General features: G+C 41.6%; 31 protein-coding genes. 18 read left to right on the top strand and 13 right to left on the bottom strand.

Features of this window, described 5'->3' with window-relative positions; all coding sequences use genetic code 11:
* The first annotated feature begins 46 nt into the window (after positions 1–46).
* The 13 genes from P6N53_RS15750 to P6N53_RS15690 all read left to right on the top strand — a co-directional run bounded on the left by P6N53_RS15750 (position 47) and on the right by P6N53_RS15690 (position 11,173).
* Entirely contained in the window at positions 47–991 is a 945-nt protein-coding gene (locus P6N53_RS15750) for an aldo/keto reductase (protein ID WP_304544864.1), read from the top strand.
* A 15-nt stretch (positions 992–1,006) separates the two neighbouring features.
* On the top strand, positions 1,007–1,423 hold the full coding sequence (gene ruvX / locus P6N53_RS15745; protein WP_304544862.1) for a Holliday junction resolvase RuvX: 417 nt from the start codon (positions 1,007–1,009) through the stop codon (positions 1,421–1,423).
* A 114-nt stretch (positions 1,424–1,537) separates the two neighbouring features.
* Complete coding sequence (locus tag P6N53_RS15740) at positions 1,538–1,807, top strand: DUF1292 domain-containing protein (protein WP_304544860.1); 270 nt, start codon at positions 1,538–1,540, stop codon at positions 1,805–1,807.
* Between the two features lie 160 nt (positions 1,808–1,967).
* The gene (locus P6N53_RS15735) at positions 1,968–3,359 is read left to right on the top strand and encodes a VanW family protein (protein WP_304544859.1); all 1,392 of its coding nucleotides are present in this window, start codon (positions 1,968–1,970) and stop codon (positions 3,357–3,359) included.
* Between the two features lie 82 nt (positions 3,360–3,441).
* A complete protein-coding gene (locus tag P6N53_RS15730; RefSeq protein ID WP_304544857.1) occupies positions 3,442–3,696 on the top strand; it encodes a hypothetical protein in 255 nt (84 codons plus the stop codon).
* Between the two features lie 82 nt (positions 3,697–3,778).
* On the top strand, positions 3,779–4,522 hold the full coding sequence (locus tag P6N53_RS15725; RefSeq protein ID WP_304544855.1) for a P-loop NTPase family protein: 744 nt from the start codon (positions 3,779–3,781) through the stop codon (positions 4,520–4,522).
* 127 nt (positions 4,523–4,649) lie between these two features.
* The gene (mltG, locus tag P6N53_RS15720) at positions 4,650–5,678 is read left to right on the top strand and encodes an endolytic transglycosylase MltG (protein WP_304544853.1); all 1,029 of its coding nucleotides are present in this window, start codon (positions 4,650–4,652) and stop codon (positions 5,676–5,678) included.
* 16 nt (positions 5,679–5,694) lie between these two features.
* Positions 5,695–6,912: a peptidase U32 family protein gene (locus P6N53_RS15715; protein WP_304544851.1), complete on the top strand. Its 1,218-nt coding sequence runs from the start codon at positions 5,695–5,697 to the stop codon at positions 6,910–6,912.
* Positions 6,913–6,980: 68 nt separating this feature from the next.
* Positions 6,981–8,681 carry a peptidoglycan D,D-transpeptidase FtsI family protein gene (locus tag P6N53_RS15710; protein WP_373323063.1) on the top strand — a complete coding sequence of 567 codons (1,701 nt, stop codon included), beginning with the start codon at positions 6,981–6,983 and terminating at the stop codon, positions 8,679–8,681.
* A 59-nt stretch (positions 8,682–8,740) separates the two neighbouring features.
* On the top strand, positions 8,741–9,508 hold the full coding sequence (locus P6N53_RS15705; protein ID WP_304544848.1) for a helix-turn-helix domain-containing protein: 768 nt from the start codon (positions 8,741–8,743) through the stop codon (positions 9,506–9,508).
* Between the two features lie 123 nt (positions 9,509–9,631).
* A complete protein-coding gene (gene trxA / locus P6N53_RS15700; protein WP_304544847.1) occupies positions 9,632–9,949 on the top strand; it encodes a thioredoxin in 318 nt (105 codons plus the stop codon).
* 78 nt (positions 9,950–10,027) lie between these two features.
* The gene (gene lgt / locus P6N53_RS15695) at positions 10,028–10,804 is read left to right on the top strand and encodes a prolipoprotein diacylglyceryl transferase (RefSeq protein WP_304544846.1); all 777 of its coding nucleotides are present in this window, start codon (positions 10,028–10,030) and stop codon (positions 10,802–10,804) included.
* 111 nt (positions 10,805–10,915) lie between these two features.
* Positions 10,916–11,173 carry a DUF3243 domain-containing protein gene (locus tag P6N53_RS15690; RefSeq protein ID WP_304544845.1) on the top strand — a complete coding sequence of 86 codons (258 nt, stop codon included), beginning with the start codon at positions 10,916–10,918 and terminating at the stop codon, positions 11,171–11,173.
* Between the two features lie 44 nt (positions 11,174–11,217).
* Here P6N53_RS15690 and P6N53_RS15685 read toward each other — a convergent pair whose 3' ends face one another.
* Positions 11,218–12,396, bottom strand: coding sequence for an MBL fold metallo-hydrolase (locus P6N53_RS15685; protein WP_304544844.1), 1,179 nt, complete (start codon positions 12,394–12,396; stop codon positions 11,218–11,220).
* Positions 12,397–12,454: 58 nt separating this feature from the next.
* Positions 12,455–13,693, bottom strand: a complete 1,239-nt coding sequence (locus P6N53_RS15680; protein ID WP_304544842.1) for a diguanylate cyclase — start codon at positions 13,691–13,693, stop codon at positions 12,455–12,457.
* 178 nt (positions 13,694–13,871) lie between these two features.
* On the opposite strand from P6N53_RS15680, the gene P6N53_RS15675 reads away from it, so the two are divergent.
* Genes P6N53_RS15675 through P6N53_RS15660 form a run of 4 tightly spaced genes read left to right on the top strand, consistent with a single transcriptional unit; the run spans position 13,872 to position 16,633 of the window.
* Entirely contained in the window at positions 13,872–14,480 is a 609-nt protein-coding gene (locus P6N53_RS15675) for an accessory gene regulator ArgB-like protein (RefSeq protein WP_304544840.1), read from the top strand.
* Between the two features lie 2 nt (positions 14,481–14,482).
* The gene (locus P6N53_RS15670) at positions 14,483–14,602 is read left to right on the top strand and encodes a cyclic lactone autoinducer peptide (protein WP_304544839.1); all 120 of its coding nucleotides are present in this window, start codon (positions 14,483–14,485) and stop codon (positions 14,600–14,602) included.
* 15 nt (positions 14,603–14,617) lie between these two features.
* Positions 14,618–15,070, top strand: coding sequence for a hypothetical protein (locus P6N53_RS15665; protein WP_304544838.1), 453 nt, complete (start codon positions 14,618–14,620; stop codon positions 15,068–15,070).
* Between the two features lie 18 nt (positions 15,071–15,088).
* Complete coding sequence (locus P6N53_RS15660) at positions 15,089–16,633, top strand: two-component system sensor histidine kinase NtrB (RefSeq protein ID WP_304544836.1); 1,545 nt, start codon at positions 15,089–15,091, stop codon at positions 16,631–16,633.
* A 70-nt stretch (positions 16,634–16,703) separates the two neighbouring features.
* Here P6N53_RS15660 and P6N53_RS15655 read toward each other — a convergent pair whose 3' ends face one another.
* The 8 genes from P6N53_RS15655 to P6N53_RS15620 all read right to left on the bottom strand — a co-directional run bounded on the left by P6N53_RS15655 (position 16,704) and on the right by P6N53_RS15620 (position 22,875).
* Entirely contained in the window at positions 16,704–17,912 is a 1,209-nt protein-coding gene (locus P6N53_RS15655; protein ID WP_304544834.1) for a dicarboxylate/amino acid:cation symporter, read from the bottom strand.
* A gap of 90 nt (positions 17,913–18,002) precedes the next feature.
* Positions 18,003–18,665: a helix-turn-helix transcriptional regulator gene (locus P6N53_RS15650; protein ID WP_304544832.1), complete on the bottom strand. Its 663-nt coding sequence runs from the start codon at positions 18,663–18,665 to the stop codon at positions 18,003–18,005.
* Between the two features lie 166 nt (positions 18,666–18,831).
* A complete protein-coding gene (locus P6N53_RS15645) occupies positions 18,832–19,044 on the bottom strand; it encodes a sulfurtransferase TusA family protein (RefSeq protein WP_304544831.1) in 213 nt (70 codons plus the stop codon).
* Entirely contained in the window at positions 19,004–20,107 is a 1,104-nt protein-coding gene (yedE, locus tag P6N53_RS15640; RefSeq protein ID WP_373323062.1) for a YedE family putative selenium transporter, read from the bottom strand. The genes P6N53_RS15645 and yedE overlap by 41 nt, the downstream gene beginning before the upstream one ends.
* A 262-nt stretch (positions 20,108–20,369) precedes the next feature.
* The gene (locus tag P6N53_RS15635) at positions 20,370–20,702 is read right to left on the bottom strand and encodes a hypothetical protein (RefSeq protein WP_304544830.1); all 333 of its coding nucleotides are present in this window, start codon (positions 20,700–20,702) and stop codon (positions 20,370–20,372) included.
* A 138-nt stretch (positions 20,703–20,840) separates the two neighbouring features.
* Entirely contained in the window at positions 20,841–21,452 is a 612-nt protein-coding gene (locus tag P6N53_RS15630; protein WP_304544828.1) for a hypothetical protein, read from the bottom strand.
* Between the two features lie 164 nt (positions 21,453–21,616).
* A complete protein-coding gene (locus tag P6N53_RS15625; RefSeq protein ID WP_304544826.1) occupies positions 21,617–22,132 on the bottom strand; it encodes a hypothetical protein in 516 nt (171 codons plus the stop codon).
* A gap of 200 nt (positions 22,133–22,332) precedes the next feature.
* A complete protein-coding gene (locus tag P6N53_RS15620) occupies positions 22,333–22,875 on the bottom strand; it encodes a hypothetical protein (RefSeq protein WP_304544825.1) in 543 nt (180 codons plus the stop codon).
* 104 nt (positions 22,876–22,979) lie between these two features.
* On the opposite strand from P6N53_RS15620, the gene P6N53_RS15615 reads away from it, so the two are divergent.
* Entirely contained in the window at positions 22,980–23,195 is a 216-nt protein-coding gene (locus tag P6N53_RS15615) for a hypothetical protein (RefSeq protein ID WP_304544823.1), read from the top strand.
* Between the two features lie 10 nt (positions 23,196–23,205).
* Here P6N53_RS15615 and P6N53_RS15610 read toward each other — a convergent pair whose 3' ends face one another.
* The 3 genes from P6N53_RS15610 to sigK form a co-directional block, all read right to left on the bottom strand.
* The gene (locus P6N53_RS15610; RefSeq protein ID WP_304544822.1) at positions 23,206–23,736 is read right to left on the bottom strand and encodes a hypothetical protein; all 531 of its coding nucleotides are present in this window, start codon (positions 23,734–23,736) and stop codon (positions 23,206–23,208) included.
* A gap of 88 nt (positions 23,737–23,824) precedes the next feature.
* Positions 23,825–24,607 carry a hypothetical protein gene (locus P6N53_RS15605; RefSeq protein WP_304544820.1) on the bottom strand — a complete coding sequence of 261 codons (783 nt, stop codon included), beginning with the start codon at positions 24,605–24,607 and terminating at the stop codon, positions 23,825–23,827.
* Positions 24,608–24,765: 158 nt separating this feature from the next.
* Complete coding sequence (gene sigK / locus P6N53_RS15600) at positions 24,766–25,473, bottom strand: RNA polymerase sporulation sigma factor SigK (RefSeq protein WP_304544818.1); 708 nt, start codon at positions 25,471–25,473, stop codon at positions 24,766–24,768.
* Between the last annotated feature and the right edge of the window lie 216 nt (positions 25,474–25,689).

The following is a 25,689-nucleotide window of genomic DNA, read 5'->3' as shown; positions in this document are numbered from 1 at the left end:
CCTGTACAAGGGGTTTGTTTTTGGAGTTTTTTAAGGCGGTGGCACAATGCAGTATAGAACCTTAGGGGACACGGGAATAAAGGTGTCCCGTTTGTGTTTTGGAGCTTTAACCATTGGCCCACTACAGTCCAACCTGCCCTTGGACATGGGTGCTTCAGTGATAGAGCGAGCTCTGGAACAGGGGATAAATTTCATAGACACAGCAGAGCTATACCAAACCTATCCCTATATACGAAAGGCCATAGCTAAACACAAGGATGTGGTCATCTGCAGTAAATGCTATGCCTATACAAAAAAAGATATGATGGAAAGCTTGGCAAATGCCCTTAGGTCAATAAACAGGGACTATATAGATATTTTTATGCTGCATGAGCAGGAATCAGCATTGACCATAAAGGGTCACTGGGAGGCAGTAGAATATCTAATTAGGGCTAAGGAGCAGGGCTATATAAGGGCAGTGGGCATCTCAACACATCATATAGCTGGGGTGGTAGCGGCGGCTGGGATACAAGAGCTTGAGGTCATTCATCCAATAATTAATCTAGCCGGTGTTGGAATAGCTGACGGGAGTACGGAAGATATGCTCCAGGCTATTAGTCTAGCCCATTCTGCGGGAAAAGGAATATATGGAATGAAGGCCCTGGGGGGAGGAAACCTGCTGACCAGAACCGAGGAGGCCCTAGAGTTTGTACTAAACATTCCAGAGCTTGCAGCTGTGGCTGTTGGTATGCAAAGTCCCATGGAGGTAGATTATAATATCAAATACTTTAGTGGTGCTGAGATACCGGAGGATTTAGGCAGGCAGCTTTCCAGGCAGCCCCGCAGACTCCATATTGAAGAATGGTGTCAGGGCTGTGGCAGTTGTGTGCTTAAGTGTGGTGCCGGAGCCCTTAAGCTTAGGGGTGAAAGGGTAGAGGTGGAACGGCAGCTTTGCCGGCTTTGTGGTTACTGTGGAGCCGCCTGTCCCATGTTTGCCATAAAAGTAATATAGAATGGAGCAGACAAAATGAGAATTATGGGGCTGGATGTGGGGGATAAAACTATAGGTGTAGCCATTAGCGATCCCCTTGGTTGGACTGCCCAGAGCATTGAGGTAATACGTCGGAAAGACAATATTGATCAAGACCTATCCCGCTTAGGGGAGTTAGTAAAGGAATACTCCGTGGAAAGATTTTTAGTGGGCATGCCTAAGAATATGAACGGCACAATTGGTCCCCAGGGTGAAAAGGTTATGGAGTTTATTGAGCAATTAAAGAGAAAAATAGATTTACCCGTTAAGATTTGGGATGAAAGGCTTAGCACAGTAGCAGCGGAGCGGACCCTGCTGGAGGCTGATGTCAGCAGAAGTAAAAGAAAGAAAGTAATAGATAAAATGGCTGCGGCAGTAATACTTCAGGGTTATCTTGACTCAGGTGCTAAGTAGTAATTTAAGTTAAGAAATCTTTATATTGAAGCTGCTTCCTTAATCTCGAATTTCTTGACATGAAATTTTTTTTGGGATACAATACAGACAATCTTTGGAAAAGAGGTGCAAATTGTGGCAGAACAAGATGAAGTAATCACTTTGATCGATGAGGATGGAACAGAACACGATTTTAACGTTATTGACGTTATTGAGGTAGAAGGTTCCGAGTATGCTATCTTATTACCCGTAGAAGAAGATTCCGATGAAGCAGTTATTCTTAAGTTTGCCAAGGATGCTGACGGCAATGAACTGCTAGTTGATATCGAAGATGATGAGGAATGGGAAAAAGTAGCTGATGCCTGGGAAGAAATGGTTCTCAAAGAAGAAGGCGAAGACGCGTAAATTTTTGTCACAAAACCGGAGGGATAACCCCTCCGGTTTTTTTATATGAGTCAGGGACGGTTTCTTGATTCATTTCCAAGTTTTAAGTGATATTTAATGGAATAGCAATAGCCAGTCCCTAGTAAGATATACTACAAAGACTATGGAAGGGGGCAGGCTTGTGCCGAGAAAATGGAGATATTTTGGGTTTTTGGCTATGCCGCTAATCATTTCTCTTTCCTTGCTATTATACCTGGCCTCAGGTATGAGCTTTGCTTCTGAGGATGTTGTTTTACCAGGGATATCAATTATGGATGTGGAGCTTTCCAACTTAAACCAAGACCAGGCAGTTGAAAGAGTTAAACAGCTTGAGGAAAGTTATCAAAAAACCATTAAAGTAGCATATCAAAATTCTAATTGGGACTTACCCTTAAATACTATAGGCCTGAAGTTGGATTGTGAAAAGGAAGTTCAAAGGGCCATGGACATAGGGCGCACTGGAAGCCTTTGGCAGAAATTTGTTGAGCGGAGACAAGCCCATAGGGGAATTAGACTGGAGCCCTCTATACAAATCAACCCCTACTTATTGGAAAAAACTGTTTCAGAAGTTGCAAAACCAATCATCCTGCCACCCAGGGACGCGGGCTTAATTATTAATGCAAATGATACCATTGAAGTATCTCCCGGAAGCACAGGGCGCTTAATTGACATTACCCATTTGGGGAAGGACATTAAAGAGATTTTAATAGCTGGTGAACAAAGGACCATTGAACTGAAACTGGTAGATGTGCCACCGGCCAGGTCAACTGAGGAAGTTGAGGAGATGGGGGTAGATGCCCTGTTGGGCTCCTACACTACCCAATTTGATCCGAGCAATGTTAACCGAACCTATAATGTCAGCGTGGCTGCTGCTGCCCTTGATGGGCAGATTATCAGCCCCCATGAGATATTTTCCTTTAACGATATCGTTGGGCCAAGGAGTACAGAGGGCGGCTATAAAAATGCACCTATTATAGTTAATAATGAATTGGTAGACGGTCTTGGCGGTGGTGTTTGCCAGGTCTCCACCACCCTATATAATGCAGTGCTGCTGGCAAATCTCCAATTGGTTGAACGAACCAATCACTCCATTCCCATTCCCTATGTACCCATTGGAAGGGACGCCACGGTGGTGTTTGATTTGATAGATTTTAAGTTTAAGAATAGTACTGATTATTGGTTATATATCCAATCCTATGTCTCAGGGGGAAACCTCACCATAAAGATCTTTGGCAACAACAGCTTTCGCAGAGATGTGGTTATTAGAAGTTGGGTAGACGAGACCTATGAGCCTGAAACAATTGTTGAACAGGATCACAGCATTAGGAAAGGTGATCGAATAGTAAAGCAGCAGGGTGCCCCGGGCTATAAGGCCTTGGCTGAGAGAATAGTCATGCAAAATGGTCAGGTGATAAAGGTTGAAAAACTACCCTTCAGTATTTACAACGTTAAAAATAAAATAATTTCCCAGGGTATGGCCCTGCCCAGTACAATTATCAGTACCATAGCTAAAGACCTTGATGAAGAAAATTAAAAATATTATAGAATAGGATGTTGTTATAGAACATATGTTTGATATAATAGGAGAAAATAACTGAGGAACTGGAGAGATATATTTGGACGGAAAAGAATTTTTAAAAAAGACCCTATTACAGGCGGAGTTAAATAGACTGCGACATGGCCATCCCGAGGCAGATGCCACAAGGTTGCCCTTAGATTGGGGATTAATAGCTGGTGAACACTTTGGACACTTGATGGCTGCTTTACGAGAGACTGACCCGGATGCCATCGAAAAAGAAGTATTACATGTTTCAGCAGTTTTACTAGAGCTCCATGATGCATTATCCAATTTTAAAATTGAACAAAAATAAATTAACTGGAAGATTTTCCGCCCTCCCGGCATATTAATTCTTTAAGAATACTTACTGTGTTCAAGGAAGGGGAGGGGGCTCGTTGAAAAAGATAGTAATTTGCGGGCGAAACGACGGGGGTAAATCTACCATTTTAGGTGAATTGTATAAAGGTTTAAAGAATAGGAATTTTCAACCCCTGGCAGTTGGCTCCGGCGTGCAGGATGAAAAACCATATTTGCACAAAGGGATAGATCCAAATTATTTAACCATTGCTGTGCCTGAACCTGGTAGAGATATTGTGTCAGATATTGAGAGGGTTATACGCCATGCAGTAAATCAAATCAAAGAGAAAAACAAACTGATTGAGAATGCCCGCAAGGCCTTAGATGAGTTGAACAAGGTTCGGTCAGTGTTAGAACTAGGGAACCTATCCCAGCGGGATATACCGAAAACTGCCTCCTTGCCCGATGTTGTGTTGGTTGAGGCCGTAGGAATTAATGACGGATATAAAGCAGAGGAATGCAGAAAGCTTGCAGATGTACTGGTTACCATCATTCCTGCCGGACTTAAGGGCGAGATAATCATGGAGGCTGGAAATTTCCTCCTCGATGAGGCTGATGTCTTAGTAGTAACCAAAGTAGATGAGACACCTAGGGATGTAACTTCAACCACCATCAAGCTATTGCAAAGAATATACAGGACCAAACCCATAATTCCGGTTGTAGCCACCAAGGGAGTCCATATGAACCTGGTGTTGGACGAAGTAGTCAAGGGGCTAAACAATCCCATGATCCTGTTTGATGCGGTTCTCCCGGACCAGAAGGAGATTTTAAAAATTAACTAATCCCTGATATGGCACCCGCTAGGGTGTCATATCAGTTTCAGAACACTACATACATAGGTACTATTGGTTGTACCCCCCGGCGAATAGATGATATAATTGGTCATATTACTAAAGGTTGGTATTGGCATTGACTAAAAGAATTAAAAGTATAAAAAGATTATTAATATTTATTGTTCTATGCCTAGGATTTTTTGGGATTGGTACAGGTCTGTATCTTAATTCTCTTCTCAAGCCCCTAGATGCTTCAAAATCTTCCCAGGACATGCTGATTCAGGTTGCACCCAGGAGTAGCAGTGGACAGGTGGCAAGGATGCTGGAACAACAAGGAATCATTCGAAGCGCTACGGCCTTTCGACTTTATTCCCGTTACCACCAGTTGGACAACCAAATTAAGGCCGGTTACTACTTACTTAACCCGTCAATGTCAACGCCCTCTGTACTAAATGTATTGGTGAGGGGAAAAACAGCCACCAAGGCCTTTACTATCCCCGAGGGCTATAACCTGCAGCAAATAACAAATACCCTAGTCACAAAGGGTTTTATTAAGGAAGAAGTATTCAAGAATTTATTAGCTGAGGGTCAGTTTAATTACCCCTTCCTTGAGGATGCCCCCGGTGGTTCCAAGAGATTGGAGGGATACCTGTTTCCCGAAACCTACAATATTCCCTTGGATAGTGGCGAGAAGGAAATAATCAACGTCATGCTGGCAGGCATGGACAGACAGTTAAAGGAACTGGATTATGAGAAAAGGGCCAGTGCTATGAATTTGAGTGTACATGAAGCTCTAACTATAGCATCAATGATTGAAAGAGAAGCCCGTAAGGACGAGGAGAGGCCTATTATCTCCAGTGTAATCCATAATAGACTGGGTATAGGTATGAGACTGCAAATCGATGCCACGGTGGAGTATGCCCTCGGTGGCCACCGGGAGAAAATATATTATAAGGATCTGGAAGTGGACTCACCCTATAATACCTATAAGTATAACGGTTTACCCCCCGGGCCAATAGCCGCTCCGGGCAGGCAGTCATTATTGGCCGCAGTTGCTCCAGACACAACAAAATATTTATATTACGTGGCAAAACCTGATGGAAGCCACGCCTTTGCCACCACTTTGGAAGAGCATAATGCAAATAAGAGAAAATATCTAGACTAAACATGGGGTGACTCTGTTGACTGATTTGGAACTACTAGCCCCCGCAGGGGACTTAGAAAAACTAAAAATAGCTGTACTCTATGGTGCCGATGCTGTTTATTTAGGCGGACAGCAGTTTAGCTTGCGGGCCGGGGCCGGAAATTTTGGCCGTGAAGAAATGCTGGAGGGAATCAGCTTTGCACATAAGAACCATGTAAAAGTTTATGTGGCAATCAATATATATGCACACAATGAAGACCTGGAGACCCTGCCGGAATACCTTGACTTTCTGGCCCAAATAGGTGTGGATGCTGTAATTGCCAGTGACCCTGGAATAATAGATACGGTGAAAAGAGTTCAGCCCTGTCTGCCAATTCACCTTAGCACCCAGGCTAATTCAACCAACTGGGCCAGTGCTGCCTTCTGGAGAAGAATTGGTCTGGAGCGAGTCGTTTTAGCCAGGGAATTGTCCTTAAAGGAAATTGAAGTAATTGCCAGCAGGGTAAACATTGAACTGGAGGCCTTTGTCCACGGAGCTATGTGCATGTCCTATTCGGGACGCTGCCTATTAAGTAATCACCTTACGGGCAGGGATGCCAATAGGGGTGATTGTGCCCAATCCTGCCGCTGGCGATATTTCCTAGTGGAGGAAAAACGACCAGGGCAATATTTTCCCGTGGAGGAGGATGCCAGAGGCACCTACTTTATGAGCAGTAAGGATCTTTGCCTTATTGAGTATATCCCCCACTTGGCCAAAGCCGGTGTATCCAGCTTTAAAATAGAAGGTCGGATGAAAAGCATCCACTATTTGGCCACCATCGTAAAAACCTACCGTCAGGCTATAGATGCATACCTGGCAGATGCAGAAGGCTTTAGGGTCAAGCCCCAGTGGTTGGATGAAATCACCAAGGTAAGTCATCGTGAGTATACCACAGGCTTTCTCCTTGGGGATGGTGGGAAAACGGCCACAGTAGAACCTGGCCAAAGCAGCTATACCAGGCGGACCTCCTTCGTGGGCCTGGTGCTAAATAATGAAGAGGGCCAAATCACTGTTGAGCAGCGAAACAACTTCAAGGCAGGGGAAGTATTGGAGGTTCTGACTCCTAAGGGAGATAATCTTTCCATACAGGTGGAAACTATTTTCGACGGAGAAACTGGACAACAAATGGAAGTAGCTCCTCATCCCCAACAAATTGTTAGGTTACCCTCGAGTATTAAGCTCCCTCCCATGTCAATGCTGAGGAGAATCCAATAAATGGATATTAATTTTCTTTTTTGGTGACAATATTAATAAAGTTGCCATAAAGGAAAGTGCATATTTATATGGGTTTATTTCACCAAAAAAGATTAGTGTGTATTTTTTATCTGCTGGTTATTTTATTTTTGCCTTTAGTTTTTCATTTAGGTGTTATTCAATTGGTTCATGGAAATGAGTATAAATTAAGGGCCCTTGAGCAGGGCAGTATAAGGGTAAGCCTTGAAGAGATACCCCGAGGAAGGGTCTTAGATAGACATGGCATTGATTCTCTAACCCAAGGACAAAGGGAACCAAGGGTGGTGGTGTTTCCAGAAATAATTCAAGCTAAGGAAGAGGCTTCACTTTTATTAAGTCAGGTAATCAGGAGAGAGCCGGAAGAGTTATTCCGGTATCTAAATGGAGAAGCAGGCTTTTTGCCATTTGCCCTCACCAAGGGGCAAGTTAGGCAAATCCAAGAGCTAAACATTCTGGGTCTAATGGTGCAGGAGATAGATTATCGCTATGGCCCAAAACCACTGGCTGCACATGTGATAGGTCATTTGGGGCCTATTTCAGATAGGAGTTTATTGGAAAGATTAAATAATCTGGAGGGTAAGCAATATAAGCTCTCTGATTTAATAGGCAAAAGTGGTTTAGAATATTTTTATGAGGGAGTCCTAAAGGCCGGTGAGCCGGTTAGTATGGTCAGGGCCCATGTGGATGTATACAGAAATTTAATTGCCGGCCTTGGTATTAAAAAAGAAGAGGATAGGGATACAGGGCGTCAGGATTTAATTACAACCCTGGATGGGGAAATCCAGCGGGCTGTAGAAGAAGTGATGGACCGCCGGGTGGAGAGGGGGGCCGTTGTTATTATGGATGCACGCAACGGCGATTTGCTGGCTATGGCTAGCCGACCCAATTTTAATCCAGGTAATGTGGCCCTGTCCTTGCCCGGTGATCACGATACCTTTTTAGATCATTGTACCGCTTTATACCAGCCAGGCTCCATCTTTAAGGTTGTTGTTGCCGCCGCAGCCCTAGAGGAAGGCATGGTTAAGCCATCGGATACTTTTGTTTGCCTTGGCGAGCATGATCATTTAGTACGCTGTTGGCATAAACCGGGACATGGGCCCATAACCTTTGAGGAGGCCTTTGCCCAATCCTGTAACCCTGTTTTTGCTGAGCTAGGTTTAAAATTGGGGGCAGAAAAATTAATTACCTATGCCAAAGCTTTCGGGTTAGAATCACAGAAAATTATTGGTTATCCAGTTTCCCGGGATCCAAGGCAGGATTTGGATTTGATTGGTAAGCCCTATAGCTTGGTCAATAGCAGCATTGGCCAAGGCCCGGTTCTGACAACACCTGTACAGCTTACTGCCATGATTAATGTAATAGTTAACGGTGGGATGTATATTGAACCGAGATTAGTAAAAGAATTAAGAGCAGAGAACGGACAGACTTCTCGCCATTTCTCCCTGGGGAATAGTCATAAAGTAATCTCCAGCGAAACAGCCAGAGAATTAAAAAGATTGTTAGGCCTTGTTACTACTCAGGGAGTTGGCAAAGAGGCCGGTATTCAGTCTTATGGTAGTGCCGGCAAAACTGGTTCTGCAGAATTAGCTGGCAACACGGATCGGGTTAATGCTTGGTTTTGTGGTTTTGCGCCAATGGAGTCACCTAAATATATAGTTACAGTATTGGTAGAGGAAGGGGTTAGTGGAGGATTAACGGCTGCCCCTGTGTTTCGGGAGATATTGGAAGCAATACTGGACCACCCGCATTGACTGGATAGTAAAATTATAGTAGGATAATAGTATATTTGTATGCTATGGGAGTGTTTGCAATGATAGTGCGGGGGGATCAAATCAGGGCCTTAAGAGAAGAGAGGGGCTATACACTGCAAGACCTGGCACGGCGGGCAAAATTGTCTTTGTCTTATTTGAGTGAAATTGAGAGGGGATCAAAGAGGCCCTCACTTAAGACTATAGACAAGCTGGCTGCAGCTCTAAACGTAGCGAAGACACAACTGGTTGAGGGAGAAATAACCGACTCTGGTCTCGGCCTGGGAGAGAAAATTAGGATTATTCGAAATGAGAATAACCTATCACTACAAGAATTAGCTGACAAAATTGGCATTTCTTTATCGTATCTGAGTGAGATTGAAAGAGGAACTGTTTACCCGGCCCTGAATACCCTTAAGAGGGTAGCGGAAGGACTGGGGGTTCCGGCCACAGCTTTAATGGGCCATGAGGGTTCCCTGGGTTACAAACTTAAGCATTTACGTGAAGAATATGGACTTACCCAAGCTCAATTGGCTAACCTGGCAGGAGTTACAGCCGGGCTAATCGGTCAGATTGAGCAGGGAAAAGTACAGCCATCCCTAAAAACCCTGGAAAAACTTTCAGAAGTAATGGGTGTGTCACCCTGTTACTTTATCATGGAGCCAGGGGCTGTGGATCAGATGGTCAGTCTAATGAACCCTGAACTTCGTGAACTATTAATTCATCCTAACGTTCAGTCAGTTTTAGGGCTTGTCTGCAACTTAAATGAAAAGGAATTGCAATTTGTTTTAAACTTTATTCAAATGTTTAAGAGAGCTGAATTAAGTTAAATCATGGCACTAATTCTACACGAAAAATATTGCTAGCGAACAATGAAGTATAGTATTATAGTTACATAAGAAATTTCAAGACCTGGTTTTGGTAAGACTCAATTTATAAGGAGGCAGGTTTACATGGCTATGGAATTCAACGCCGCAAACTTTGAGGCTGAGGTAGTTAAGTCTGATATTCCAGTATTGGTTGACTTTTGGGCAGCTTGGTGTGGCCCCTGCCGTGCTATAGCACCGGTAATTGAGCAGCTTTCAACTGAGTTTGCCGGAAAAGTTAAGATTGGTAAAGTTAACGTGGATGAGAACAGGGATCTGGCACAGCAATTTGGTGTTATGAGTATCCCAACCATTATCATGTTTAAGAATGGGGAAAAGGTAGACCAGATTATTGGCTTTACAGGTAAGGCAGACTTGGAGAAGAAGCTTAACGCTATGTTATAATGCTAACCATCCTCCGCTATAAGGCGGGGGATTTTATCTTTTTATAGATAACTAACTTAAGTTCCTGGAGATGATATTTTGTACCCGGTACTTTTTCACATCGGCGATTGGCCAATACATTCCTTTGGAGTTATGCTTTCGTTAGGGATTCTTTCAGGGTTGCTGGTATCCTGTTATGTTGCAAAGAGACAGGGGCGGTACCTGGCGGAGGTAGTAGACCTGGCTTTTTACGCCATTGTTGGTGGGATTATTGGGGCACGCCTATGGGAGGTAGCCTTTACCTGGGATTACTATTCATATAATCCAGGTCAAATTGTGGCCATCTGGAACGGAGGACTATCGGTACAGGGGGCAGTTTTAGGGGGACTGCTGGCAGTAGTTTGGTATAGTCGAAGAAATTCGATACCCTTCTGGCCAATGGCTGATACCCTTGCACCAGGATTGTTGATGGGACAGGCGGTAGGGCGTATGGGCTGCTTTTTGAACGGTTGTTGCTTCGGAATTCCCCATTCATTTGGTGTTGCTTACCCGGTTGGTTCAGATGCCAACTTTATCTTTGGCTCCCAAAAACTATTCCCAGCGGTTCTTTTTGAAGCGGGATGGGACATTTTAGTACTCGCACTACTTCTAAAAATTTTTACTAAAAAGCCCTTTGATGGTTTTATTGCCCTGAGTTATTTTATCCTATATTCAGTAGGCAGGTTCACCATTGAATTTTGGCGGGGTGACAGTCTGCGAACAATAATGGATTTTAAGGTGGCACAACTTACTTCAATTATAACCATAATTGTGTCTGTGGCTTTGATGGTTTATTTAGCCAATGCTAGTAAGGGGCATAGGGATCAACAATGCTGAAATAGTTTACATAATATACCAACATAGCTCTGCTATTTTTTTGTACAAATATTTTTTAAAAAGAATTTGATTTTTAATACCGGACACAATAGAAAAGAGGAGGTGAGGCGGATGGAAATTGGACACAACTGGCATAAGTGGAAGGAAATACTTGGTGCTGCCGTGGGATTAGGTGAGAAGGCCGGAATGGAAAATGAGACCATCAATAATGCAGCTTTCCGTTTGGGGGACTTCTTTGCCAACAATTTTGACCCGGCCAATGATGAACAGCGTTTAATGAAAGAACTTTGGGAACAAGGTAACGATGAAGAAAAGAAAACCCTGGCGTCTTTAATGGCCAGAGCTTCACACAAAGCTAACCATCATTAATTAAGAAGGGAGCCGGATGGCTCCCTTCAGCCTATAGTGTTGATTTATTTTTCAATTGGATAGCCCTTTTCCCTCCAGCTGTGCATACCAAGCTCCAGACTGCGAACATGGGAATAGCCATAACCCCTTAAAAACATGGCTGCGTAGGCTGAACGTGACCCACTCTCACAGGTGGTAATGATGGGGCGCTCTAAATTGGTGGGCAGATCTTTAATTCTGTTGGGTAGATCCCTGACAGGTATGTTCTCAGAGCCTGGGATTCTGCCTTCAGCGAATTCCTGGGGCTGCCGCACGTCAATAATCAGTACATTAGACTTATCTTTGATAATTTGCAGCATCTCTTCACTATTTACCAAATTCCAGTGCTGGGGAATATTTTTGAAATAATATTCCATGGCACTGCACATTTGACCCATTAAAGGATTGGAAACTGTTGTGGAGGAAGGTACGGGTACAGATTTTTGAACCTGGGTCTCAGAAGCCGGTGGGAGGGAGCACTGAATTTTATCCCCCTGGGTAGCCATGCTTGGGAGCTTTGCAAAGGAATCCCTGGCAAACTTAATGAAATCTTCCTTACTGGGATGCTTTAAAAAGGGGTTGTTTGATATCTCATAGCCCAGGGAGGAGTTTATATTGTTTTGATAGTCATGGGCTGGATAAACTGCCAGATCTTCACCCAGGCTGGATAGCTTATTATATAAACTATCATACATATCTTCATTGCTGCCTCCAGGAAAGTCTGAACGGCCACAATTACCGATCATCAGTATGTCCCCGGTTAATAGTTTATTTTCCACAACCAAACTAAGGCTATCTAAGGTGTGGCCAGGTGTATGCAGACAGAGAATCTCTACCCCTCCGACCCTAAGAGTCCCATGGTCTTGGGGTGTTATGTCAACTATAATGGCTGAGTTTACGGCCAAGTGTTTAACAATGGCATCATTGCCTGAAAAGGTTGCACCAAGTTTCCTCTGCTCCACAAAGGAAGGATGCATTACTACTTTTGCTCCGGTTTTTTCTGCCAGTATACCTGACAGACTATCATGGTCAACGTGGGTATGGGTATCAATGAGATAAACTAAATTTAGTCCAAGCTTATCAAGGGCTGTTAAGTATAGATCAGGGCTATGGTTAGGGTCCACCAGGGCTGCTTCCTTGGTATTTTCACAGTAAATTAAATAGGAATAACAGCCATCCTGATCTCTAAATTGCTTAAAGGCCATCTTCACACCTCCGGTACTTGATATAAGTAATATATTCAAGCCTATATGTAAAGGGTGCTTAATTAAAATTTTGCAACGGCATAACCGCTGTTATAATGCTCTCAGACTGTTTAACCCTATTTCTGCCCTCATGCTTTGCCTGGTATAGGGCCTTATCGGCCTGACTTACCAGTGAGCTTGATAAAGATTGACGGGTTGGAATTGTTGTAGCTACCCCTAAACTAACGGTCACCACCTGGCTAACACTAGAGGTTGCATGTGGAATGGCTAGCTTTTCAATACAAGCCCTCAGATTTTCAGCCACCTTTGTTGCCCCGGCTAAATCAGTATCAGGCAGTACCACAACAAATTCTTCTCCGCCATAGCGAGCTACTAAATCCCCGGGTCTTTTGACGTTGTCGCTTAGCTCCTTGGCCACAGCCTTAAGGCAAGCATCACCTGTTTGGTGGCCGTAGGTATCATTATAGTTTTTAAAGTAATCAATATCTATCATTATAACGGATATCCATGAGGCATCACGAATTGCCCGGGACCATTCTGAATCTATGTAATAATCAAAATGGCGCCGGTTAGCTATAGAGGTTAAGCCATCTATGGTTGATAAATTACGTAATCTTTTATTGGAATCAGCCAACATGACAGTTTCTTGCCTAATGCGCCGGACAAGGGGACGAAAAATAAACAGGGCCTCGAAGATTAGGACAGATAGTGTAGTAAAAAGAAGGATGGCTTCTAGTCTTTGTAGTCTTGCTATTTGTGATTCACTGTGTATTTGGTATTCCTTAACAATTATATCTAAGGACCTCAGGAGATCCCCTTGGGAGGACTTCAAAATATATTCTAGATGGGGATTGTTACGGGAAAGATTTGAATCCGGTTCTCGAACAAAGTCCCGGACGTGGGCAATAAAGTTAGATAATAGCATATCCAGTGGTACAGGAGGATCGAAATATATGGAGTGTATATTGGACGGTGGGTTGCCGGGTAAGTTGAGCTCCTTACTGCCATAAATCAAGCCATAGTGGGCAGATTCCATTGTATCTATCGCTAGACTAATCTGCAGCCTTATGGCCTCACGTTCATCAGTATCCTGGGAGTTAACTAGCTGAAGACACAATAAAGCCGTTTTCTGTAACAGCATCCTCTGCCTGCCGCTCTCATTGATCACCGCCGCACTCATTTTTTGGGTTTTGATAAGGTAATAGAGGTTAAAATAGGCAGTTATAGAAAGGAAGGCGATAAGTCCGAGGGCTAAAAGGTATCTCTTAGTTATACTGCCAGAAAAAATAGTTTTCATAGCACCTACTCCGAAAATATTAGCTAGGTAGAGTTAAAGATAAAATACGACTAATATTGGTGAAAGTCCTTTAATTACGGAAACATTTCACTTAATTTAATTTAATTAGTCATAAGATTACAGGATATAACATTTTACAACAAAGGATTTTGCAAAGTTATAGCAAATTATAGTTTTCATGAAAACAAATTATAATAATTTAATCGAAAATTGGTCCGATAACATAGCCCAATATATGCAAGGGGATAGGGATAATAATAAGGCTATTGTGGCTTATGGGCTTAATGTGGTTATTTTTAATACATTTGTTTTTTTGGCTACAATAATCACGGCAATAATTTTAGGGCTTACTGTACCAGTATTTATGGCATTAATTGCCAGTGGTTCTTTGCGTTTTTTCACTGGAGGATATCATTGTTCACAACCCCATCATTGTACGATTATTACTGTTATAATGATTAATTTGTACGGATACTTAGCTTTAGTAATTTCACCTATGTTAACACTTGAACAGTTAGCAGTAATACTTGGGATTATAATGGTTCTTTGCCTTTATTTTATAATAAAAAATGCCCCTGTTGAAACACCGAACAAACCGATAAAAATTGAGAGGAGGCCAATATTAAAGAGAATTGGCATTATGGTATGGTTTTTCTGGGTGGTAACCTTGACTTTGTTAGTAGGTTTTACGATTAAAGATTATACCTATATCATACTGGCTGTTGGTATGGGTATTGCCAGCCAGACCTTTTCAATTTCTGGCATCCTAAAAAATAGGGAGGTGTAAACATGAAGGCAAAGATTTTTATTTTGATGGGTACTGTTCTAACTTGGTTAGCCATGATAAACGTGGCTGGTGCTTGCGGATTCAATCATTATGAATCAAAAGTGCCGGATTGCTTACGTTAAAAGGAGGTTTCATGAATGGGCACCGCATTTATTAATTATGTTTTTCAGGGCATTCCAGAAATGGCTGCCCTAATTTTTACTGCGTTTTCTCTTGTAGGTCACCGGACTACGCGATGGAAAGTTCTCTGGTTTGGTGTTTTTTTAGCATCATTAACTTGGTTACTGCGGCTTTGTGCAGTGATACCTTTCGGTTTGCATACATTGGTAGCAGCATTCACTTTAGCAATAATAATCTATAGAGAGGTAAAGATATCTCTTGGAAAATCTTTTTTCATATCATTTTTCACATTTTTTTTACTAATGATTTTGGAAACAGGTTTTCATTATATAATGGAAAATATTTTAGGAATTACATTTAGTAACCAGGGTTGGACCTGGGTAATGGCTGGATGGCCACAGGTACTTGGACTTTTGGCATTATCTATAATACTAAGAAAGTACATCCCCCCCCGGTTATTTAATTCTTAAATCACGGGGTATTTTAAGATGAACAAATTAACACCAGCGGATCAACTAAAAGATATATACTGGGTTGCTCATTTTTTCTTTTTCTTCATTATTTCAGTTACTAGAGTCATTGAAAAACCGGAGCCTGCGCCGATAGGTAAGATCTTGTATGAGTATTCATTTTCATTCCTACTGGCGTTCAGTGTTTTCTTTTTTATAAATAGCATTTTTCTTAAAGCAATAAATGAAAAATTTTCAGACAAGGGAAAACTGTTATATCAGATACTATATTCTATGTCTCTGGTTGTATTCACTATTGCCTTTATCGTGACTGCAGAAGAGAAAGTAAGTAATTGGATATATGTTGTTCCGATAACGATGGTGTCACTTACTTGTGGTTTTAGAATTGGTCTTGCCACAACACTACTACTTGGAATACATATGCTTTGGATGGATGGAGATATTTCTGTTCATAATTTGCCTGTATTTTTATGCCTCCTTTTGATGTCTTGGCTGGTAGGGCAGATATCGGAGGTTAACTTCCGCCAGGCTTTGCAGTTGGAGAGTGAGAGAAGGTTTCTGGCTGATTTAATTGAAACCTTTTCCGGCGGTATAGTTGTGAGTAATTCGGATGGGGAAGTAATTCTTTGTAACCGGGAAATAAAGAATGTATTCCATAGGGAGAAGGCAGATATTATCGGTAAAGGGGAATCTTTGCTGTGGGTTAATAGCTCAATACCCTTTCACAAATGGCAGTCTAACTTTATTAATATGGAATTATCTATTGGCTCCAGGGAATACCTGGTAAGCCGATTTTCAATAGCAGGGATCGAACCAGGGAAAAAATGTTATGTAACTGTTCTAAATGATATTACAGAAGTCCAAATGCAGAGAGAAAAGCTCCATAATCTTACCACACTATCCGCCCTAGGGGAGCTGGCCGCCGGGGCAGCCCATGAAATAAAGAACCCGCTGACCACTATCAGGGGTTTTTTGCAACTGCTTAGGGATAAAAATGGCAGCCATCAGCTAAATGAACTGTATGCCTTATCAATTGAGGAATTGGATCGGATTAATTATATAGTTAATAGTATGCTGCAACTGGCAAAGCCGGATATGGATGAGCCCCAAAAACTCAGCCTTTCATATCTTGTGAAAGAGACCTGGGAGCTATATACTTGCTCTGCTGTTAAAAAGGGGATTAGAGTTGAAAATAATCTTGACGATGATTTACACGAGATTATGGGCAGTAGAAAACAAATAAAACAGGTGCTGCTAAACTTTATTCAAAATGCCGAAAAGGCATGCTCCCAAGGAGATAAGATCATAGTAAAAACCTATATGAATTCGGGGTGGGTATGTCTGGAGGTAAGGGATACAGGTAAGGGTATCCATCCGGACCACGTTGATAAATTATTCTCCCCATTTTTTACCACCGAGGCAGAAGGAACCGGTATTGGACTGGCCATATGTAAACGCATTATCTCAGATCATAATGGACGTATTCAGCTAGAAAGTGAGTTAGGACTAGGAACCAGCTTCACTGTTTCTTTTATCCCTATAGATAATCAGCCGGCTGGTTAAAATATACTAAAATTAGTCCCAATTAAAAATAAAGCCCAGATCCGAGATCTGGGCTTGTTATGATGCTTATTTAGGCCTTTTCACCAGCCAATTCCATTTTGGGAGCTCCAACGGAACCATCTGAGAATTTATCTACCATCAACGCTATGGCACCGTCACCAGTTACGTTGCAGGCTGTACCGAAGCTGTCCTGGGTCAGGTAAAGGGCAATCATTAGGGCCAACTGGGCTTCAGTAAAGCCCAGCATAGATTGTAACAGCCCCAGGGCGGCCATTACAGCGCCACCAGGAACTCCAGGGGCTGCCACCATGGTTATGCCCAGCATTAGAATAAAGGGGAACATGGCACCGAATGCCGGTGTAATTCCTGACATCAGCATTACGGCTATGGCACACATGGTCAGGGTAATTGTACTACCCGACAGGTGGATGGTAGCGCACAGGGGTACGGCAAAGTCAGCCACTTCATTGGAAACATTATTCTTCTTAGCGCTACGCAGTGTAACGGGAATGGTAGCTGCAGAGGATTGGGTACCAATGGCTGTAAAATACGCCGGGATCATATTTCTCAGGGCAGTAAAGGGATTCCTTCCAGTTACGGCACCAGCGATAGTATATTGGGACAAAATCATCAGCATATGGGTAATAATGATGATGGCAAATACTACGCCAAAAACCTGCATGATTCGTGCAACTTCACCCGCATAGGTCATATTGGCAAATATACCGGCTATGTGAATGGGCAGCAGGGGGATAATTACCCCTTGAATAACCTTTTCAATAATACCCTGGAAATCTTTAGTCACTTGATAAAGGGATTTATTTTGCAGGGCCGCCATACCTAGGCCTAACATAAAAGCGGTAACCAGTGCTGACATTACGCCCATAATTGGGGTGATGCCTATGGAGAAAAAGCCGCTAACCAGAGCCTCTTCAGGATTTTCAGCATGCCCTCCCACAGAAGAAACAATTTTTGACAATATTCCGGTTCCCACCAGGAAGGCCAGGGTGCCGGCAGTAATGGTAGACACATAGGCCAGAAGAGTTGTTATACCTAAAAGCCTGCTGGCACCTCTACCCAATTCCGCAATCCCGGGAGCGACAAAGCCAATAATGATTAAAGGGATAATATAAGTCAGGAAGCTGCCGAAAATACCGTTAAAGGTGGCTAATAAACGTACCAGGAAATCAGCTTGAATGATTTCTTTAGAAATAAAACCTACAAGGATACCAAGGGCAAGGCCGATAATTAATCTTGTAAGTAAACCTAGTTTTTTCATGGGAAACCCTCTCTTTCAGCTAGTAGTTATTAAGTCTGGTTTCCAAATACAATTTTGTCATAATCACTCCTTAAGAAACTGATTGACTAATCATCCAAGGGGGTTTAGGTTAAAACCCTCTGCAGAACGGATTTTCTGAAGGTAGTTATAGACTGTATATTTAGATACTCCTAAAACCGTAGCAATGTAATCCACAGAACCCTTGATCAAAAATGCACCCCTTTGTTCAAGGGCAGCAACGAATCTTATTTTATCCTCCATTTGCATATTAGCTGGAGCTTTGCCTACAATTTCAACAGCTTGATTTACCAGAGAGTCGATGGTCTCATGAACCGCCGAGGTAAAAGTTTCCCGCCTTTCGTCAGAATTTTGACTTGGTAAATTTATTAAATCTCCCAGGGTACTTTGTAATTGTTGAAGGTCGGTTATATCAAAGTTGATACACAGGGCGCCGATGATTTTTCCCTGCTCGTTTCTAATAAAGGTGGTGGAAGACTTCAGTATGCGGCCGTCAGGGGTAATGCTTTTATAACCTACCATATCCTGGGCCTGATCTCCTTCCTGGTGCAGCACCCGGACCACCAGATCGGTAATTGGGGCACCTGGCTTACGCTTAGTTATGTTACCTGCAATATAAATTAGAGATTTATCCAGATTAGCCAGGTCATGTACTGCAACCTCGCAATTGCGTCCGAAGGTGTCCGCCATGACTTGGGCTATACGGATCAAGTTTTTAAAAATTCCCTTTTCCACTGCTGCACCCCCTGTAGAGGAGATTAACGTTGATTATTTTTTTTCTTAATCACATGTTACAATTTTGCTGCAATGATTACAATAAATTTTTAATATTCTATACAATGTAAATCATTCCTCTACAAGAAAAAAGAGGCCCTGGGGGGCCGCTTTAACATTCATGATCCTATCTAGTTATAATTAATATATATTCCTCATTTTGTTCCTGGACTTTGACCAGCCACCCAAGATTTTCAGCTGTTCGGGTGATATTTTCTACGGCGGTTTTATTGTCCACTATGACTTCCACCTGATCGATACCCTGCTCCTGGAGTACTCGCCTGGTTAATATAACCGGCTCAGGACAGGATAGACCCCTGGCATCCACTACCTTTTTCATATTTAACGTCACCTCCAACCTTAAACTTGCAAACAGCAAAGGCTATAACAAAGGTAAAGACTAAGCCAATAACTACCGCAAACTTTCCATTTAGGGGAACCCCATTACCACTGGCCGCCAGCCCAAAGTTATGGGCAAAGGCTGCTCCTGCTATAATACCAAGGACAGTAATTGCCGAATCGGTATTACCCTCTGAGGCTGAGACTAACTGGCGGAGTGGGCAGCCTCCTAAAAGAACCGCAGTGAATCCTGCCAGCAGCATTCCTAGGAAATTCCACAGACCATCGGTATGGGCTAAGGGCTGGCCTGTGAAACCAAGTTTAAAGGAACCCACCAGGAGATTGCCAATTAAGGCAGCAACAAAAACGGCAAGGAAACCATACATCAAATGAAAGTCTTTAAAGAAGATTAAGTCCCTGATTCCCCCAGCCATACAAAGACGTGAACGCTGGGCTATGATGCCAATAAATAAACCTGCACCAAGGGAAATAAGCAGTGGTGCATGCATTGAGCCAGGACCCTCTTGACTTATAAAGATAAAGGCCGGTGCTGCTAGAGCTAGAAGCAATAGACCAATAACCAGTAATGGGAAGACATAACCATTGGAAGGGGGCTGCTTTGCTGTCCTGCCCAAAGAAAAACCTTTAATTAAAAAATATGTGCCAATTACTATACCAACAATAAGTCCAATTAAACCAACTCCGGCATTTAAATCCCCACCGGCAAGGCGAAGTACTGTTCTAACGGGACAGCCAAGGAACACTAACATGCCAATCATACCTACAAAACCAAGGGAAAATCTGAGGATGGGACTTGAGCCACCGGTAGTGCGGAACTCCTTGGTGGCAATTGCTGCCACAAAAGCACCCAAACCCATGCCAATTATTTCTGGGCGAAGGTATTGAACCACTGCTGCCCGGTGTAAGCCTAAGGCTCCGGATATATCCCGCAACATACAGGCAATACAAACGCCATAGTTGCCGGGATTACCCATCAGGACCAGAATTACTGCCAAAGCCCCGATACTTAAACCAGACATAATAATCAATAAATGTCTTTTCAAAATTGGTCCCTCCCAAAATTATAATAAGCAAGATTATGTGATTTATTCAGACCCCCTTTTAAAGTTTTGGTATAATTTATCTATTTATATTAAAAATACCTTTATATTAAATATGAATAAATGTTATTTAAATTTAGCGATTAATAAACTTAGATAATATAATGACAGCATTTGAGCTTGTTCTCGAAATTTCGGACATATATTTGGTGCCTAAAAATAAAAATGCTACCTCCCAAAGGTGGTAGCTAAGTATTAAATGTAATTATTTTTCTTCTTGATTTGAGTCAGGTGGCTCTACTACATTTCCCCGGTTATTTAACATAGCCTGGAGTTTTTCTCTGCCCGCATGTATCACCAAGGAGTTAAAATAGCTGAACATTGTTAGACCCAGCAACAGTAGTAATGTTTCTTGTAGGGTTGCCTCAACCAGGTAGCTAATTACCAGAGCTACTCCTGCCCCAAGGACTAAGGAAGGAATGGTCCAGGCCTTTTTCCTTTCCCAGCCCTTTTTCTCATAACCTATGGAAAGCCTGATAGATACAACCCAAAGTCCAATACCTGCCACAATAAGTATTAATAATTGTTCTGCATTCATTTTTATACCCCTAGTTATTTATTAAAAATAAGAATGGCCATACCAAACTGTATAATACTAAGTTAGTTTATGTGAAAATCGAAAAATTATGAGAAAGAAAAAGCTCAAGGTATACACCAAGGCGAGGCACTTCAGGCACTAGTTCTTTGTTTCTCCAAGAAATTCCAGAAAGTTTTCAAATTCTGTCATAGCTTCAGGCTCCAGATAATTATCATAGCCACAGTGGTGCTTTTTGCATTTCTTTTCATGATCACCAATTATTGGTACTGAAACTAGCTCTTCCCGAGAAATTACCAGTTTAACTTCTAGAATCACTTTAATAATTATATTCCATTTTTGGCAATTAGCACTATCAGGAACACCCCTGACGCTTATAGCTTTAACTTTAACCTTTTCCTGAACATGATCATCGGGACATAAGTTGTCAATTTTATGAACGGATTGAACAGGTACAACAACTTCCCTGACAATTTTCCTTCTTGCATCAGAACATGAGGTGGGACAAGGATCATTAAATGTTAATTGCAGCTTAAGAAATCCTTGATTAATAAGTAAATTTTTTTCGATTTCGGGTTTTAATACTACGTTGCCCATTGGTTTGATATTAATCGGAACCTTTAATTCGCCAGTTTTGTGATCAATATCAACCCCAATTGGAGCAGGTAAAATGGTTTCACCAATTTTTAGGATATTTTTTTGGAAGATAACCACAAGAGTTTTAATTTCTTTAATTTTTTTGTTGCATTCCATGGCAATTCTCCTTTTGGTATTTTCTACATAATACTCCGAAAAATGTATAATGTGAATTTAGATAAATGGTAAAATTTTGCAATAGAAAAATTTATTAACAGCAAGACTTCAAAGGGATTCTTAAGTAAAACTAAGAATCCCTTGCTCATAAGTGATAGAAAAAATTATTTACTTTGGACTTGAACGCAGATAATTTCTTCTCGGGCAATGATAACCTCAACTTGCAGAGTAACTTTTATTAGTAGATTCATTTTTCGACCGGCAAATTTGGAAATAGACTTATCAGGAATGCCTTTAACTTTAATAGATTTAATTTCGACCTTTTCCTGAATATGGTCCTCTGGACAGATTTCCTCGATTTTATGAACAGACTGTATTGGAACTAATACTTCATGGCTGATACTCTTTCTAACATCAGGACACGGCCCTGGATATAAATCCTTGAAAGTTAACATAATCTTAAGGGAGCCTTCATTAACTAATTTGTTTTTGCCAATTATGGGGTTTAAAACAACGTCTCCCATTGGTGTAATTTCTAAGGGAACATTAACCTCACCGGTTTTGGGATCAATATCAACCCCGATGGGAGCAGGTATAGTTGCTTCACCGATTTTTGTTAATGTATCTCTAAAAACTACTACAAAGGTCTTTATTTCTTTGATGGTTTTGTCACAGTTCATAACAACTCTCCTTTGGTATTTTCTAACATAATACTCTGGTGGTTTTTTTATGGTGATTTAGTAGGATTATTATCTAATTGGTAATTTATCTCAGGTAAAAATTAATAACTAAAAAAATAAATATTAAGTCCTTGGCCTCTTTTGAGAGACCAAGGACTTGTGGTAGCATATAAAATCTTGTTTTAACTTAGCTTAGTGGTTTAGGGGCAAGGACAGAACAGGCTGGCGGCATTAACCTTAAGAATTTCTTCTCTGCTGATAACTGCGCAGCCTTCAACGATAACGGTAATTAGCAGGGTTAATTCAGTTATCAGACCATCAACCACAGTAAAGTCAGCAACAACAGGCACGATAGGCTCTAACACTTGTAGATCATGCTTTTGTACGTTTACTGTACCATCAGGAACGATGCCTGAACATACAATTTCACCTGTAATAAAGAAGCCAGGGATATCAAGTGTAAGAACTTCTACACCTAATAATGTAACAGTTACTGTTAAGGGAACAGAGATAGTGTTTAGGACCTTGTTTGGTAATACTGTGATGTTAGGTACTGTAGGAATACCTGCCTCTACATCAAACACAAGTAGATCAAGGTCGGCAACTGGGAGATCAATACCTACTGCCAGGCCGGGAAATGCGGTTGTGCCCATTTCTTGGAAACAATCTTGACAGAGAACCTTTAATACCTTTAGCTTCTGAGGAACGAAGTTGGTTGTACTTACCTGATTAACAAACGCCATATATATAACCTCCTTTTTATTATTTGCTACATGATATTCTGCAGCTGGAAAATTGTGATCTACTTACAATTATTTTCCTGTTATTTTTGGATGATTTTATTTATGTGTTATTTTTAACTATCCTCCTTTTATTATTTGATAAAGAATATTCCACAAAATGGTATAATGTGAAAGAAAAATGTAAAATTTTATCATTGATGGAAAATTTTATTTATGGTAGAATAGGTCTAACGATAGCCTTCCAAATAAAAACCCTTGGTCTCTGTTCAAGACCAAGGGGGAAGAGAATAAAGCTATTTGAATTTTTGCTTGGGCTTTAGAGCACGTGAATTAATCACAGTTGCACATCTGGCTGGCGGCATTAACCTTGAGAATTTCTTCCCGGCTGACAATAACGCATGCTTTAACAATGGCTTTGATAATCAAGTGAAGATTTAGGGCACAGGTTGCGGTATCGTACTTTTGGATTGGCGAAAAGACTATCCCTTCAACGTGTAAATCGTGCTTTTGTATATTGGTTTCATCATCTGGCTCTGCACCAGTACATTCAACGACCCCTTGAAAGGGAACCTCTAACAGAGGGTAAATAACACAATCATCCACTAGTAAACGAACGGGGACGACGCCCATGTTAACTACTTTACCCATTAGAACTTCAATGGTTCGAACTTGCGGGGAACCAATAAGCTCTAGAGTTACAGGGGCGTTTAGCAGGCCGGTTTTTGGATCGAGGATTAGGCCTGTAGGTGCAGGAATAATAAGGTCCCCAATTTCCTGCACACATTCTTGGCAAATTACCTTTAATACTTTGATTTTCTGGTCAACAAAATTTGACGCAGTTACTTGATTGACAAAACCCATTTAATACTCCCCCTTTTAGTATTTGCAACTTAATCTACCGAAATAAAAGTAGGATTCAGTTTGCAAAATGTTTAAATTAACATAAAAATTATAAATATCCGCATGATAGAACAGGAATTATTTCCTCACGGCAGATAGTTAAATTAACCTCAAGAATAATTTTGATAATAAGGTTCACTTTTCTGCCGCTAGAATTAGAAACTGAGTCATCGGGAATACCCATGACACTAATTGACTTAATCTCAACCTTTTCTTGAACATGGTCGTCCGGACATATTCCTTCAATATCATGATAGGACTGAATTGGGATGGTAGCCTCTTTTACAACACAAGTTTTTGCATCAGAGCAAGGTTCGGGACCTTGATTGTAGGCAATTAACTTAATTTTTATAAATCCCTCATTAATCAGCAGACTGTCTACAATTTTAGGATTTAATACCACCTCCCCAACTGGGACAATTTCTACCGGCACAGTTAATTCTCCAGTTTTGGGATCAATTTCAACTCCAACTGGAGCTGGTATAACCCCTTCACCAAATTTAATAATTTTATCCTTGTGCAGTAATACTAAGGTTTTTATCCTTTTTACTACGACATCTTCAACGGAAGCAGGTATCTTAAAATCCACCAATGCGCGGGTTGATGTGTTGTTTGCTTCGGTTGATGTAATTTCGGGTGTAGGTAAAGATTCAACTGTGGTAGGAGACTCTGATGTAGTGGTATCTGCAGAAGCGGATGAAGATATAGGCTCAGCTGAAGTTATAGCTGGAACTGCAGGCTCATCTGCGATGCAGGGTGAGCTTGTAGGTTGTGGTCTATTTCTAGTTCTGGAATAGAGGTAGTCCAGAAATTCAAAAATTTGATTATACACGTTTGTTCTTCCCTCCTTTATATGAAAGTACCAAGCTAATAAAATTCAGCCAAAATATACTAACTTAGACTAATTTATACTATTCTAGCTTGCTAAAATGGTTACGTCGTAGTGCTCAAAATGAAGTAAAACTCAATAAATTATCAAAGGAAGGCTGCCTATTGGCAGCCTTCCATGTTAAACTCCTTTATTAATTTTGTTAGTGCCCTTTTCTCAATACGGGAAACGTAAGAGCGGGAGATGCCTAGGGTTCGGGCAATTTCCCGCTGGGTTTTGCGGGCGGTTGCACCTAGGCCAAATCTCATTTCAAGCACCCTTTTCTCCCGGCGGTTTAATTTGTGTACCTTTTCCAGTAAGCGCTTCTTTTCAAAGGCCGACTCCACTGTATCGGCCACAACCTCCGGGTCTGTTCCTAAAATATCTATTAAGCTTATTTCATTTCCTTCCTTATCCACACCGATCGGATCATAAAGGGATACTTCAGCTTTTACCTTCTTGATGAACCTTAAGTGCATGAGAATTTCATTCTCTATGCAACGGGCCGCATAGGTAGCGAGACGAGTGCCTTTGTCTGGCTTAAAGGTGTTAATGGCTTTAATTAACCCAATGGTACCAATAGAAATTAAGTCATCTACATCTTCTCCGGTTGAGTCAAATTTTTTAACTATATGGGCAACTAGACGGAGGTTTCTTTCTGTAAGCACGTTTCGAGCATGTTCATTACCCTTGGACAATTGCTCCAGGTATCTGGCCTCTTCAGATTCACTCAAGGGTTGGGGAAAGGTGTTGTTGGCAATATAAGAAACCAGCGCCATTACCCCATTAACAACCGACAGGACAGTGACCGTCCACAGGCCGGGTAGCATCAAGTAATCCCCCCTTAGAAAATTAAGTCAACAATATATGTTATGTATGTAGCCTGGTTTGGTGTCTGTCCCTGGGGATGTAAAGAATGGTGGGGCAAGTGTGCAGAAGGTTTGACAACTAGCATAAATAATCTGATGCTAAAGTTGACTATTAGCACAGAAAGCAAATGTATAAACATGTGCTTTTTTGTTTCCAAGTGTAATTACAAGTGTTAT

The organism is Desulforamulus aquiferis (assembly GCF_030577015.1).
Taxonomy (GTDB): Bacteria; Bacillota; Desulfotomaculia; order Desulfotomaculales; family Desulfotomaculaceae; genus Desulfotomaculum; species Desulfotomaculum aquiferis.
This window is presented reverse-complemented; position numbering and strand designations above follow the sequence as displayed.